Here is a 14,354-nt window from a genome sequence, read left to right as displayed (position 1 = left end):
GGCCGGTTTGTCCGACTGCATTTCTGGCGTGATACCCGTGAGAAGGATATGGAACGTCGCAACAGTATAGATACCGCAGCTTCCAGGTTTGCACCCAAAACCAAATCGCAACCCAGCGCAAGCGGTTGTGATTTGGAAAGGAGGAGCAGCGGCATGAGCGCGCTCTGACTTAAAAAAGTCGGAGCAAGCGATATAAAGCTTGCTCCGACGTGTCTTTTGTTGCCGAAAAAGATACAGCCTGGAAAGCCTTGCGGCTCAATGGATTCAGGGTTTTGCGCAACTTTTGTTTTTGTTTTTCTGCGCTTTTTTCAAGCCATTTCCGAACCCCCATATGACATACTGACAAAGCCGTGTGCAAACAGAGGCGAAAAAAGGGCCGTGCGTCAGCACAGCCCTTTGTCTTACTTCAGTCTTATGATCTGCTCATATAGCATGGCATATCTTTTCTCGATCACCATATTGCTGTGATAGTGGCCGAAGAACCAGTACTGGAAGGTACATTTCTGACGCACTTCGTCGAAGAACTCGGTCAGTGCGTCTTTTTTGAACATTCCTCCGCTGAACACATCCTGTATGCTGGAGGGGCAGCAGTGGCTGATGATGTAATCCACATTCCAGTGGACACGCGCCAGATTTGCTCTGGCTTCCAGATATTCCGCTTCGCTGGGCAGTTCCTCGGCCCACCAGGAATGATGGTTCACACGAAACAGCGCACCGCGCTGTTCGAGTTGCTGGAACTTTTCCTCGAAGTCAGGATCGTCCGGTTCCAGGATGCCGTCCTGGATATCATGGGAGGAAGCGCCGCCCATGGTAAAAAACTTCCTGCCATTGAGCTCATATACCTGACCTCGCATGAGGTGCAGAACGGAGGGACGTATCCTCTGGATCTGTCCACCATGCCATTCTTCTTTGGGGTAGTCTTTGTAAGCGTCATAGTTTTCGTGGTTCCCAAGCACAAATGCAGTAGTGTATGGCCGGTCCTCCAGCCAGTCCAGTCCTGCATCATCCCGTGGGTCACCGTGCCAGATTCCACCAAAATCTCCACAGACCAGAACCAAATCCTCCTTGGTCAGGTGTTCCTGCTCATAGAAGATGTCGGGCCGGAACCGGCAGAAATCTCCATGTGTATCTCCTGTGATAAAAATTTCCATAAGTAAATCGCTCCTTGTCTCTATTTTAGCATACAGCCTGTTCAATCTCCAAATCGCTGTATCGGAACTTGACCCGGATTATTTCCGAATCGACTACAGTGACCCGTTCAATCATCTTTCGAACGATCTCGTCATCATAGTGAGGGAAGCCATTGAGGTGCTCCTCCAGATAAGCTGTGTACTCTGCCATACGTGAGTCCTCGTTGATTCTGTTGGCTGCCTTCTTCTTCGCTGCATCGATCCGTGTCTGCAGGTGCTGCTTTTCTTCCAGCAGGGCTTTGAGTTGCTCTGTTAGTGTCAGGTCATCCATGTGGGCCAATACCTGATCCAACAGTGTATTCTGCCGTGCGGTAAGTGCTTCCATGTTGCGTTCTAATTCCAACAGGTTGTTCCCGTCCCCTTCCGGAGTACATACCATTCGGAGCGTCTCTGCAAGTTCATCCTGCAAGCCATCGCTTGCTTCAACTACCCGGTTAAGCACCGTGAGGATCGCGGTATGCAGCTTGTCCTCCGCCATGGAAGGCGAGTTATGGCAGTATTTTTTCCCGAATTCCAGCCGGGAGACGCACCGCCAGACGATCCGTTTGACGCCGTTTCTGGCCCAGGTACACCGCTTATAGGGGGAACCACACTCCCCACAGACCAGCCGCTCACTGAGCGCATATTTGGCGGAATACTTGCCCTGTTCTGTTTTTCCACTTTTCTGCAGGATTTTCCGCCTGCTGGTCCGCCTTGCCATTTCCTCCTGTACCCGCTGGTAGATGTCCCTTGGAATGATGGCAGTGTGGTTGTCTTTGATATAATACTGCGGCAGCTCGCCGGTATTCTTCTTGACCTTCTTGCTTATGCAGTCTGTGGTGAAGGTCTTTTGCAGCAGGGCGTCTCCCGCATACTTTTCATTGGTGAGGATGTTATGCACAATCTGATGGGAGCATGCCTTGACACCCTTTGCGGTGGCGACTCCGGCCTGGGTCAGTTCTCTCTGGATCTGGCCCTCACTGCATCCCTCCAGGTACCGGCGGTAGATTCGCCGCACCACCCCGGCCTCCTCCGGTACGATCTCCGGCTTACCGTCCGCTCCTCTTTGGTAGCCCAGCATGGATCTGTAGTGGAAGTTGACCTTTCCCTCTTTCATTGCCATACGGATGCCCAGCTGGATATTGGAGCTGAGGGATTCGCTCTCGGCCTGGGCAAAGCCGCTGAACAGGGTGATGAGGAACTCGCTGGACTCTGTCAGCGTATTGATATTTTCCTTTTCGAAGATGACCCCGATCCCCCTGGCCTTCAGCATCCGTACAGTCTCCAGGCAGTCCACTGTATTTCGTGCGAAACGGGAGAGGGATTTTGTCAGGATGAGGTCGATCCTGCCCCGCTTGCAGGCGGTGATCATCCGGTTGAATTCTTTTCGCTTCTTCATACTGGTCCCGGTGATCCCCTCGTCCGCGAAGATCCCGGCCAGTTCCCAATCTGGGGACTCCTCAATTTTCTGGGTGTAGTAGGCTTTCTGGGCGGTGTAGCTGTTGATCTGCTCCTCGCTGTCGGTGCTGACCCGGCAGTAAGCCGCCACCCGCTGCCTGCCATGGAGTCTCGTCTTGTTGCCTGCTACATTGGAGCGTAATGCCGGAATACGGTGGACGGTGCGTTCCAGTGATGATTGTTCCATTTTGCTGTCCTTTCTGTTCCTAATCAGAAGTGTACGGTGATTGCGTTATCTGTTCCGATTATGATATGGGAGACCGTTCGTTCGAAGCGTTCCCAGTCGATTTGGTCGGGCTGCGTTTGGCTTACAGCCGTATCCACACCATCATCACAGCAGGCATACCGGGCAGCTGCCCCTTGCAGGATGTGGGAGAGAGCCTCCTTACCGTCTCCTGGCTGTTCCAACGCCCGGTTAATGGCATTGGCCAGGCGAACAGCCTCCGCAGAGGGCGCGTATGGCTTACATATGGGTTTTTCATGTGCCGCAAGCTGCCGTGCCGTCTGCGCAAGCAGTTCCTCCTTCCCGACAACAAATGCGTTTCTGCAGGCAGAACATTTCAGATGGGCGTTTCCGGTATGCCCGATTGGCCCTCCGGTTCGGAGCAGGCGAGTCTGACAGCATCCGCTTCGCAGCTTTTGCCATAAGCCATCCGATTCCGTCCGGCGTGGAAACTTCCCACTTGTCTTTTCTGAGATCTTTTCCTGCACTTGCTGGAAGGTATCTTGGTCAATAATGGGTGGGTATCCATTTTCCCCGGCATAGCGAGAGTTTTCCAGCATTCGCTTGATTTTGTGCTTGTTCCACAGCGGCGATTCCTGAGAGAACGGGATGTTGTCCGCATTCATCCGGTCTGCCAGTGCCTGATAGGATAACCCGGCCAGATAGGTGGTAAATATATTTTGAACAGTGAGTCGTTCCTCCTCCTGGATGACCAGATCGCCGTGTATGATCTGGTAGCCATACAATATCTTCCGATTTGCCATTGCCTACGCCTCCAGTGTTTCTTGGAATTCAAACCCGCCATATAGTTGAAAGCGGATGGTGCCCTGAGTATCTACAACGATTCGTTCCACTAGCTTGGTAAACAGGGCTTCGTCAAAGCTGGACAGAGTCTCCGGACCATTTCGGATGGTATCAATCGTCAGGCGAATTGCATCGACCTGCTCATCAATATCCTCATTGCAAAGCAGCTTTCGCCTCTCCCGTCGTAGTTCTGTCAGCTTGGCGTTGAGTTCCGCCTGCTTTGCGGATAAGGCAGCCTTGTCCAGGAGACCTGCCGTGTGCAGCTTTGTGAGGTGATAACTCTGCTCGGATGCCGTGGCGATGGCTGTGTTGACCGCCAGCATGGCCGGGTTGCCGCGATGCAGGGCATCTGACAAAGTCTCCATTTGCCTCAGCACAGGTGCCAGCACGATGCCGTCATGGGTGCGGAGCTTGCGATACATCCGGAGGAATGCTGCATGGATGCTGTCCTCGCTGATCCGTCCGTTGGGGCAGTCGGCGGCTTTTCTGTCATGCTTGCGACATACCCAGGAGACGTATCCAGCTTTCGAAATTCTCCGCATGTACAGCGTCCCACACTGCCCACAGATGATCTTCCGAGCAAGCGGGGTCTGATCATGTGGAATCGACTGCCGTTCTGCCCGCCGCTTCAGCAGTTCCTGAACTTTTTGAAAGTCCTCATAGCTGATAATGGCAGGGTGGGTATGTTCTACATAATATTGGTCCGCCTCACCATGGTTATCTTTCCTGCGATATGGAAATGTGTTGGTTGTGTAGGTTTTCTGGCAGAGGGCATCTCCAATGTATTTCTCGTTTGTTAAGATCTTTCGAATGGTCTGCTGATGCCATTTTTGCCCACCATGAAGGGGGGCAGGCCCATTCTCACTTAACTCCTGGGCAATCCACTCAGAGCTATATCCTCTAAGATAGGCTGCAAAAATCCACTTTACGATCTCTGCCTGATCCTCTACGATTGTAAGATTCTTACCATCAACGATTTGGTATCCAAATGGTGCGGAGCAGGTAATAAACTCCCCGCGCTCCATGCGGCGCTGATAGCTCATACGTTGGTTTTTGGAGATGGAGATGGATTCCTCCTGGGCCAGAGAAGCGGAAACGCTCACCATCAGTTCTGAGGTGAGCGTTCCAGTGTCGATATTCTCTTTTTCAAACTTGACGGTCACACCCAGCGCGGAAAGTTCCCGCAGGGTGGCGAGGCAGTCACGGGTGTTCCGGGCAAATCGGGAGATGGACTTGACCACGATCCTATCGATTTTGCCCTTCCGGCAGTCTGCCATCAGGCGGTTGAAGTCCTCCCGCTTATCCATCCGCGTGCCGGTCAGGCCCTCATCTGCGTAGATGTCTACCAGATCCCAGCCATCGTGGGCGTTGATCGCCTGCGTATAAGCCCGGATCTGGGCGGCGTAGGAGTGGAGCTGGTCCGCAGAGTCGGAGCTGACACGGCAATAGGCTGCTACCCGCAGGGTGTCTGGTCTCGCTGCCTTGGGTGGGATCACTTGTACTTCAGCCATTTCTCATTCGCCTCCTTCCATCTTTTTCGGCAACGAAACCATACCACACTCCTGCGGGAATAGCCAGCACTATTCCCAAACAGTTCCGGGCCGGTATCGTTCTGCGGACAACCGTTTGGCTCTGGCCAGTTCTTCTTTGGTCAGCAGGCCGTCTGCAGCCATCCGTTCCCATAGACCCACCGATAACAGGTAACGCAGTTCGTTTCGGATCTCCATCACGCAGCCTCCTCAAAGTAGCTCTCATCCTTGACCCGCCGGATAAACCGTTCTACCGCATAGATGCTGCTTGTGACAGGCATTTCCGGCAGCGCGGATTGAACATCCCGGAAGTAACGGCTACCCTTGGCGGCTCGTTCATCCAAAATGGCGATGGCACAGGTGTCAGTCTCCAAGCGGATGGCTCGTCCAAACCCTTGCTTGAGTCTGATCTGCATCTCCGGCACAGCCACGGCCCGGATGAACGTGCGGAGATCAGGATATGCCTCTCTCTTTTTTTCTTGCAAGGCGTCCGGATATTGGAACGGTAGTCGGGGGATGACCAGCAAAGAGACACAGTCTCCGGGAAAGTCAAAACCCTCCCAGGCAGCGCCGGTGGCAAACAGGACGCTTCCGGGTGCCGCCTTGAACTGGGCCATGGTGTGCGGGGCGTTCCGTCCCATGGTAAACAGCGGAAACGGAAGGGGCTGTTGTTTCAAACGATCCTTCACAGCGGACATGGCTGCATAAGAAGTGAACAGCACCAACGCATGGCCGTGAACCGCAATCAGTAATGTGCGGATCTCCTCGGCCAGCTTGGCAAAGTAGTCCGCTTCGTGCTGCCTGGGCGGCATCGTGGGAAAATAGAGCAGGCAGTTTTTCCGGTAATCAAAGGGAGAGGGTGAAACAGATTCCTCCACCCGAGAGTTATCGGTGAGGCCAGCCTCCTCTTTGAAACGACAAAAGTCTTTACCTATGGCCAACGTCCCGGAAGTAAGGAGGACGGGCTGGGGCTGTGACCAGAGTGTTGCTTGGAGCTGGGCGGTCAGGTCGGAGATGGAGGCGCACAGCAATGTGCCGCCATCGTCATCCGCCGCAGTGTAGAATACCAGGTCAGAGCGTTCCTGCAAAAACAGATGGATTGCGGAGGATATCCGATCCAATTCCTTTCTGGCAGTTGGTGTCAGTACCCCGCCGATCTGTCTCTGAATGGTAGCCAGGGTTCGGGCCGGTCCTATCATGTGTCGGACATAGTCCGAAAAAGGGCGATCACCATCATAAGGCAGTGACATAAGCTTCAGAAGCGCCGACGCCATATCAGCCAGGGATTCCGATGCCAGCAGATATCGTTCCGCCCGTAGGGTGCGGATCAGCGTGCGGATGTCCTTGGCTGCCAGGGTAATGCCAAACATCTGCCGGGCAGTCTCAGGCAGCTTGTGTGCTTCATCAATGATCAAAGCGCCAACGTCCGGCAGGATGGGGCGGTGACCGCTGCCACGATGGATGGCGTCTGCCAGCAGCAGATTGTGGTTACAGATCTGAAACAGATAGCGGTCAGAGTTGCAGGCTTCCATATAGCAGAGGTACCGGCAGCCATCCCGGCGGCAATCACAAATCGTTGGGACACATACACGATTTCGGTCATACTGACTGAGATGGGGGGCTTGGTCTGCGTCCAAATGATCCCGCAGGGAGAGGAGTGCCTGTGCGGCCAGCGGATTTTTTCGTTCCAGGTCTACCTGCCGCAGGCGGCGCATCAGACGCTCATCACAGACATAGTGGCCTTTTCCTTTTCGAATGACCGCCCGGATGGGGGCCTGGATCAGCTTATCCTCCAAAAGAACAGAGGAGAGGAACGGGATGTATTCCTCCCTTACCGCCGTTTGCAGGGCGATGCTGGAGGTGGAAATGAGGATGGGCTGGAAAGGGATGTTCTCCCGGCTCAACGCACGAGAAAAAGAAACACCAGCCACCAGATAGGCATAGGTCTTGCCGATTCCCGTTCCCGCGTCACTTAAAGCGATTTTGCTGTGAATCATGGCATCCAGCATCTTGTGGCTCAACTCGATTTGGCTGGGCCGGGCCGTCATGCCATGGCTTGGGAAGAGGTCCTGAAAGATATGGTCGATCTCACGATGTGCGACCTGCCTGTTATGATAACTAATCATTTGTAAAATCTCCTTGAATAAGTGAGTTATTTTTCTTTTTCATTCTCGTCGTATTTGCAGCTCGCCCCCCGACGATGGGGAACAGTACGGATCGGCTTCTGGCAAGAGGCCGCACGGGCTTTTACCTGGAGTCTCTACTGCTTTCAACTCCGGGGCAGCGCCGCCTGTCTTACGCGCAGGCCAAGCGAGGTGTCTCATTATGTACCCAAACAGCGTCATTGCAAAAGCGCGTGCCATAGCGCCCCATGCAGGTGGCGTTCTCGCTCGGCCCAGGGCAGATGCCCTGGGTGTCATGGCGCGCGCTGCATGACGCTCGACTGTTCGGGTGGTTCTCCGTACTGCTGGTATGAACTTTTCAAGGTGCCGTGGAGCGGCGGGCGCTCCTTCAGGAAGCGAAACGGGCCAGGATCTGGTTCATTTCGTCCAGGTCCTCGCCGTGCAGTCCAACCGCCAATCGCTTGAGCAGGGCGGTCTGCTTGGGAGATAGCTTTGGCCGGTCCTGAAAGTACCAGTCGGCCATCCTTACCCCGCCGCCATATCGGCCCCGGACTGTCTCAAGGGGGTAGGTGAGTGTGAGCTCTTCAATGTCACGGCGGATGGTCCGTTCGCAGACGCCGAGTTCCGTCGCCAGATTCTGAACGGTATCGCTCCGCCGCTGGCACAGCAGGTTGATGATCTGCTGCTGCCGGTCGTTGATCCTCACACTCTCACCCCCTTTCACCTCCATGGCCGAATCATACAGGTTAAAGCGGACAGCTCATGTCCGGATTAAAAAACTTTTTTGAAAAAATGAGTCCGGCCTTGGTGGACATAGAATAGCATCTCTGCTGAGTGAGCGTCGGACATGGCGTGTCCGTCGCTCTATATTGGAAATAAAAAACCGGGGCGCATCCAAATGACAATTAAAGTCATTCAGATGCGCCCCGGCGCACATTTCTGAGTCAACTCTCATCTGGCGCTTCCAGGCTACCATGCGAGAGTTGTATTAGAAACGGAAAGATATTGCTTCAGTTTTTTTCCATGTCTTGTTTAGATAGCGCCCGATTTCCTAATTGAAGAAATTTATTTATAATATCCCATTTGTCATCTGCAATTGCGCTTTCTGTAAAACGCACCATGCGATCGTAATCTTCTGGAGAAACATACGGGGTGCAACAGCGCATTTTGGCCATATTCATCAGATCGTAATACATTTGTTCCTCAAAAGGATTGCTTAAATCCAAAATCTTCTTGGCCTTTTCCTGTATGCATTGATAGAGTGATTGATTTTCTATTGCTCGATTGATGTCATCCATCTGTTTTTGTGTTTCAGATTCTTTAGGAAATTCACTCTGAAAAATGAGAGTAGCCAAATACACACCTATTGGAGTCATTTGCTCATTATCTTCAATATAAGTGAATTCTTTGTCATGCATACGAAATGCAAGAAGGTTGATGAGTAATTCATCCAGCGATTTAGAGGAAAAAAGCCCTTTCTGATACAGTGCATCATGTATTGCGTCCAGCTCATGCGCATAAACCAGACGGGCAGCAATTTCCTTCGAATCTTGTCTGGACATCCAGTCGTTTAAGTTCACAAGCTGTTTTATAAATTCCATCATCAGTTTATATCGAATTACTGGTGAAACATGGTACATAGTACGTAAAAGAATGATGAGTTGCTGGTTGATTTGCCGGGACAATTGAGCCTCTAATTCTGCATTGACATAGCTTGGGTTATTTAAGACGAGCTGCTTATCGCTGTCTGTAAGATACTCTCGTACATTTTTTGCTAATTGATTATTAAGGTCAGAACGGGTCTTTAATCTACGATCATTCTTGCGTCCGTCAAAATATTCAGAATTGATCAAGACAACTAGTAGTCCCTGACATTCTGGCCGTATGCAATATGAACTTTTGGGGTTTTCCGGATTTTCTTTAAAATCATCTGGTCGCAACAGCCCATCGCTATGGTCACAAATAGTTTTGATATAGTTTTTAACCGATTTTGTGGTAAGATCAGTACCAAGCCATCGGGAGGTATGTCGAAGAAAAACTGTTAATTCTTCTATTGTCATGTTTTCCATACCAAATTTTTTCTTAACTTCATCGTAAGACGGTGAAGGTTTAGGTGGTAAATCTCGCTGGGGATTTTTGCGTTCAGATTTACGCACACCAGACATGTTGAAGCCTCCTATTTAGCAAACTAAGGTCTCCGGACACAGGGTGTCCAAAATTTTATTTTAGTTCAATATCAAACTCTGCAAGATAAGCCTGGGCATCCTCAACAGGTTCGTTATATTTTACATTTAGGACTTCCTGGTACCAGAGATGAGTGGATTTACTAGGTATCAGTTTAACCCCAAGTGAATCCAGCAGTTTGGAACTGATAATTGGGGGCAAGTTCAACCCCAGACAAATCAGGACAGCAGTCTCTAAGCTTGGAACGTTCTCTCCATTGACGATTCGTCTAATGGTGCGTTCATCTCTATTAATAGCAACGCCCAAGTCAAGATTGCTCATTCCTTTCCAGTTAAGAAGAAGTTTCATGCATTGAGAAGGGTCATCTGTCATTTTCATACGAATTTCTATTTCTTCCTGTTTTTCCTTTTGACGGTAAGCTTTTTGTTGCTCCTTGGTTTTGGCGCGAAAATCCTCATTATATGTAATGTTAAAGGTATAGGCCCCTTCTTCACGATTAAGATAACAAACCGTATGGTATTCCTTGCTAACATCCCCTTGAATCTCCATATCAAAGACCAAACAGCACTCGTCCATATGAGAACGGGCATATTCTGTCAGATGGAGGTGACCTTCGGAATCCTTCTTAATATACATCGGGGCCTTGAAAACATAGTGGTTTTCAAGAAAAAGGTAATCTCCATCCTGCGTCAGAGAATGGAGAGCGGGGTTAACCAGCCGTTGTATTGCTGCATCCCGACCGCTTATGGTAAATGTTTGGTTTCTGGAAATGGCTCCCTTGCTGTAACTGTGCGGTGGGACATAATGGCCATCGATAAAATTAAATGTACCAACAGCCGATTCAAAACCCAGCTCTACCAAGCGAATTTTAGCAGCCTGCTTAGAGACTACAAACTCTACCGAAAGTTGTTGAATTACCGCCTCCATAACTTCAATTTCGTGGTGTGCACCGATTTCGCGCATAAATTTGGCAATATAGTCAGAAGCTTTTGCCTTAAAAGGGGCTGCAGGCATTTGGATTCGAGGAGCTAGTCGGTTAGCTTGCTGTTCCATTTTCTCTGTTGCCTGCTTGGACATATTTGCTCTTGCCCCTCCGACAACCTCACAGGTAATTCCATGTATTTTTTCATTATACAGCTTTTCCAGCATGAACACCTTGCGGTGCTTGATCCAATGGACACATTCGTGGATAATGGTATTGTTGACAGATCCGAGATTACGGAACAGGTACATCCGGGGATCAACAACTATGGTTTTTGCTGGAACATGGATAACTACGTACTTGTCATGTTCGATATCGTACATTTCCGCATCTGCTTCCAAAAAGAAGAGCTGTCCAAAAATGGACCCTTCTTTATTGATACGATGCGTCAAAACCGAAAGCCCCAGACGATCGGCTAAAACATAAGGGTCGACATAAATAGGAGGTTCTCCAACTTTTGTAATTCGTAAGGCTTCTGGATAATATTCCTCAAGAAAGTCTGTAGCCGTTTTTTCATATTGTGCAGGGCGGATATCTGGAACCAGCGCGTCAGACATAGAATTGTCTGGTATATTGCGCTTAGCATAAGGCGTAATTTCGCGGATTTCCCAGTCATCTAAGCCTTTGGAGAGGTCCCCTTCGCAGGAAAAGCGAAGCCATGGATAGCAGGTATCATCGCTGTCATTGTGGTGATCGGCAGACGACACGCAAACCTCTAACTCTAGGCCAATGTCAAATGCAATACAGTTGCCAGGTCGATCTGTAACATAAACCCGTTGTACAGTTGCATCTATCAGTTCAGCATTTTTTATTTCAGCCACACGTCTAGTTTCAAGCCCCATTGTGTGCCAATGGTTATCGAGGTACTTTTTTGCGGCATCGTATAGTCCATTATAGCACTTATTACTGACATACTCGAAAATCGATCTTACAGCTGCCACTTAAAATCCCCCCTACATGTAAATGACTGATTCTGATAACATTTTATACCATCGGGAGTCTGATAACAAGAGCATTGGAAGATATGTATCGTTCAACAAGTCATACATCACTTGTGCTAAAGAATAAGGAATTTTCAGGAAAAAAATAGGCTCGGCCAGTGTCGATCACAGGCCGAGCCATTCTATCTATTCAAATTCCTTGAAATGAGGGTTTTGTGCCAAAAGAGATTGAAGATGCTCTTTCAGCATCGATTCTCCAAACCAGTCACATGCCTCCAGTAACTCCTCTTGCAGGTCGCCTACATAGGCGCTTTGGAACAACTGCCGAACCAGACGAGCATCCTCTTTCAGTTGAGCCAAAAGCTTGGGCTGGACGGTTTGATTCTGACAGAGTTCGTACAGATCATTACCCAACAGCTGTTCGGCGACTTCTGGCTCCTGGAGATGGCACTCGGCAGTATCCAGCAGCAATTTCATCATCTGGATGCCTACTTCCGGTTTCCACTCACTTACTTTTCCCAGGAGTTCCATGGTGTCCATCTCCAAAAGTTCCTCCGCACTCCAGAAGCGGACTGCATCAGGAAAGGCGGCAATCAGCAGATCTCGGCAGGCCCACTCATTCTCTGAGAAGTCCCAGTTGCGGACGGCAGCCTCCAGAGTGGTGCGATTCGGATGGAGCAGGGGATAGGCGCTCCAGTGGGCATCCAGCGCCTCCTGAAGCGAATCAAACAAAGTAGAGCTGTCCTCGCCGGAGAAAAAACTTTCCACATCGCTCAGGCCATCCACCGTTTGATAGAGCCAGTTTGGCCAGGCTTTGTATGCTTCATACTGGGGTAAATCAGGCAGCAAAGATTCCCAAAAAGAACCAAGTCGCTCCTTTGTAAGCAGAAATTGATCCTCAAAGGCTGGTTTTCCGCTGCGGGCCGTACCCAGCACCTCACCTGCCGTGCAGAAGGAATAGCGCTGAAAAAACGCCTGCAAAAGTTGGAGGTTACGTTGTGTCTGATTGTTGGCTGGAACCAATGCTCATGTACGGTAAAGTATCACAAGAAAATTATGTCGAATTGACAGCCGCCTCCGCTATACCGAATAAGGAAATAAAGAGTCCTCAAATTTTGCGCTACTAAATGAAGACGAGCGGAAGTAATCTCCCGCTCGTCAGTAAACTTAACTATGCCATATCAATCCCGCTTCTTTCCCGCCACCGGCACTAAGAACAGCGCGGGCAACAGCAGGAAAGCGGTACAGACCAGCCCCCAGGGTATGGACACCTGCTGGGCTACCAGCCCCACAATAGGCCCGCCGATGATCTGCCCGAAAGAGTCCAGCTGTCCGCTGGTGGAAAAGACTGTGGCGCGCATTTTCTCATCCACATGGTCGTTCATCCAGGCGGCCAGCACAGGCTCCTTGATGGTGCGCATAAGCCCCGCCAGCAGGAACACCAACAACATGAACCAAAAGCTCCGCCCCACCGCGAAGAGAACCAGGCACAGGATATACCCGGCGCTGGTGGACATGACCACACTGGTTCGGCTGACAGTCCCTTTTTTCTCCATGCGGGCGATGAGCAACTGAGAAGCCAGAATACCTAAGCCGCTGCCGATAAGACTGATAACACCGAACCAAGTGACGCTGTTCAGCGGCCCGATAACGGGTATTACCGTGTCATCCAGAAAATGAGCGGTGGAGAGCCGGTCAAAGCCTTCACTGGCAAGTCCCCCGCATAGTGTGATTGCTAAGAGCGCCAGCAACACAGGTGCGCCTTTCACAAAGCCCAGGTTGAGCTTGAACAGGCAGACAAAGTCTTTAAGCAAGCCCTGCCGTTCCTCAATAGCAGGGGAGAAGTTGGTTTCTGGCATGATGCGAACCAACACCAGCCCCAACAACAAGCACAAACTGCCCCCCAAGATGACAGGCATTTGCAGGTTTATGTTTCCCAGCAGTGTGCCCAGCACCACGCCCAGAACGCCGCCGATTTGCCCCATTTGACTGCCCCGCAGGAACACCTTGTCTATGGGTTTGTCCTCTTCCTCCGAGGCAATCCACGCCTCCAGAGCGCCGGTGATGAAGGTATCACCGCAACCCCAGACAACCTGGGCCAGCAGAACCGGCGCGAACCACGGTAGCGCACCCTCCATCAGAAAGCCCAGGCCGTAGAGGAACATTCCAATCAGCACCGAGCGCCGACGGCTATACAAATCCGCCACCACACCGGTGGGTATCTCGAACAGAAAGCAGGAGGTCTCCAGAACCGTCCCTACCAGGACAAGCTGGAAAGCATCCAGCTGCACCACCTCCAGGTGGTACACGATGGAAAGCACTGTGGACATAGAAACCGCCAGGGAAAAGACAAATCGGAACAGCAGGTAGACAGAATATGCCTTTGAATTTTTAGCAAACATGAAGTTACATTCTCCTTTACGAATCAGTGGGTTGTTTTGTGAAACAAGCCCGACTGCCGCGCAGGAAGGGCAAACTTCTCAGCCCTTTCTAACAGTGATTTTAGAAAAGGCCTCCTAAAGTGCCCAAAGCGCCGTTAAAAGACTTGTTTCTGTTTTTGCAGTTTGCCATATGAATACCTCCGATACTGAAATTAGAACAACATGGCTGTTCTTCTTCGCGATATTATAGCAAATGGGCTTTGTGTTGTCAATGTAAAGAGAAGCGAGAGCGAGAGCGAGAGCGAGAGCGAGAGCGAGAGCGAGAGCGAGAGCAAGTATCGACCCGTGGCCCAAATTTCGCTCCGCTCATTTGTTCCCCTGGTCTGCTACTTGTTGGGGAGTGCCTTCCCCAAACCCTGCTGACCGGCGCTCCGCGCCGGTGTTGTGGCGCAGCCGCGCCACAAAAATCCGTCAGCCCCGCCTGTTGCGTTCTCGCCTGACCAGGCGGAAATCGGAAGCCGTTTCCGCAATCGCCGCAGAGCGGCGCACCCGCCGGAATA

At 51.0% G+C, this 14,354-nt stretch carries 11 protein-coding genes; all 11 read right to left on the bottom strand.

The window, feature by feature from the left end:
• Nucleotides 1–401: 401 nt before the first annotated feature.
• Nucleotides 402–1,151, bottom strand: coding sequence for a metallophosphoesterase (locus DWX58_RS07295; RefSeq protein WP_118642413.1), 750 nt, complete (start codon nt 1,149–1,151; stop codon nt 402–404).
• Nucleotides 1,152–1,176: 25 nt separating this feature from the next.
• Nucleotides 1,177–2,814, bottom strand: coding sequence for a recombinase family protein (locus DWX58_RS07290; protein ID WP_243093305.1), 1,638 nt, complete (start codon nt 2,812–2,814; stop codon nt 1,177–1,179).
• 23 nt (nt 2,815–2,837) lie between these two features.
• Nucleotides 2,838–3,614 carry a recombinase family protein gene (locus tag DWX58_RS07285; protein WP_118642409.1) on the bottom strand — a complete coding sequence of 259 codons (777 nt, stop codon included), beginning with the start codon at nt 3,612–3,614 and terminating at the stop codon, nt 2,838–2,840.
• 3 nt (nt 3,615–3,617) lie between these two features.
• Nucleotides 3,618–5,165 carry a recombinase family protein gene (locus tag DWX58_RS07280; RefSeq protein ID WP_118642407.1) on the bottom strand — a complete coding sequence of 516 codons (1,548 nt, stop codon included), beginning with the start codon at nt 5,163–5,165 and terminating at the stop codon, nt 3,618–3,620.
• A 69-nt stretch (nt 5,166–5,234) separates the two neighbouring features.
• Entirely contained in the window at nt 5,235–5,381 is a 147-nt protein-coding gene (locus DWX58_RS15365) for an SHOCT domain-containing protein (protein ID WP_006574319.1), read from the bottom strand.
• Nucleotides 5,381–7,309 (bottom strand): ATP-dependent DNA helicase, encoded by a 1,929-nt coding sequence (locus DWX58_RS07275; RefSeq protein ID WP_118642405.1) that lies wholly within the window; start codon nt 7,307–7,309, stop codon nt 5,381–5,383. Before DWX58_RS07275 ends, DWX58_RS15365 begins: the two co-directional genes overlap by 1 nt.
• Before the next feature lie 385 nt (nt 7,310–7,694).
• Nucleotides 7,695–8,036 (bottom strand): DeoR family transcriptional regulator, encoded by a 342-nt coding sequence (locus DWX58_RS07270; RefSeq protein WP_118642403.1) that lies wholly within the window; start codon nt 8,034–8,036, stop codon nt 7,695–7,697.
• Nucleotides 8,037–8,316: 280 nt separating this feature from the next.
• On the bottom strand, nt 8,317–9,471 hold the full coding sequence (locus DWX58_RS15670; protein ID WP_242623653.1) for a hypothetical protein: 1,155 nt from the start codon (nt 9,469–9,471) through the stop codon (nt 8,317–8,319).
• 55 nt (nt 9,472–9,526) lie between these two features.
• A complete protein-coding gene (locus DWX58_RS15665; RefSeq protein ID WP_242623652.1) occupies nt 9,527–11,413 on the bottom strand; it encodes an XRE family transcriptional regulator in 1,887 nt (628 codons plus the stop codon).
• 186 nt (nt 11,414–11,599) lie between these two features.
• Complete coding sequence (locus DWX58_RS07250) at nt 11,600–12,394, bottom strand: hypothetical protein (RefSeq protein ID WP_147382248.1); 795 nt, start codon at nt 12,392–12,394, stop codon at nt 11,600–11,602.
• A gap of 200 nt (nt 12,395–12,594) precedes the next feature.
• Entirely contained in the window at nt 12,595–13,815 is a 1,221-nt protein-coding gene (gene tet(40) / locus DWX58_RS07245; RefSeq protein ID WP_002578914.1) for a tetracycline efflux MFS transporter Tet(40), read from the bottom strand.
• Nucleotides 13,816–14,354: the final 539 nt, after the last annotated feature.

This window comes from Pseudoflavonifractor sp. AF19-9AC (assembly GCF_003478995.1).
Lineage (GTDB): Bacteria > Bacillota > Clostridia > Oscillospirales > Oscillospiraceae > Lawsonibacter.
This window is presented reverse-complemented; position numbering and strand designations above follow the sequence as displayed.

Bases quoted from the DNA above. Each gene is read 5' to 3' on its own strand.
- DWX58_RS07280 (WP_118642407.1), bottom strand. From the start codon at position 5,165: ATGGCTGAAGTACAAGTGATCCCACCCAAGGCAGCGAGACCAGACACC.
- DWX58_RS07290 (WP_243093305.1), bottom strand. From the start codon at position 2,814: ATGGAACAATCATCACTGGAACGCACCGTCCACCGTATTCCGGCATTA.
- DWX58_RS07275 (WP_118642405.1), bottom strand. From the start codon at position 7,309: ATGATTAGTTATCATAACAGGCAGGTCGCACATCGTGAGATCGACCAT.
- DWX58_RS15670 (WP_242623653.1), bottom strand. From the start codon at position 9,471: ATGTCTGGTGTGCGTAAATCTGAACGCAAAAATCCCCAGCGAGATTTA.
- DWX58_RS15365 (WP_006574319.1), bottom strand. From the start codon at position 5,381: ATGGAGATCCGAAACGAACTGCGTTACCTGTTATCGGTGGGTCTATGG.
- DWX58_RS07270 (WP_118642403.1), bottom strand. From the start codon at position 8,036: ATGGAGGTGAAAGGGGGTGAGAGTGTGAGGATCAACGACCGGCAGCAG.
- DWX58_RS07285 (WP_118642409.1), bottom strand. From the start codon at position 3,614: ATGGCAAATCGGAAGATATTGTATGGCTACCAGATCATACACGGCGAT.
- DWX58_RS07295 (WP_118642413.1), bottom strand. From the start codon at position 1,151: ATGGAAATTTTTATCACAGGAGATACACATGGAGATTTCTGCCGGTTC.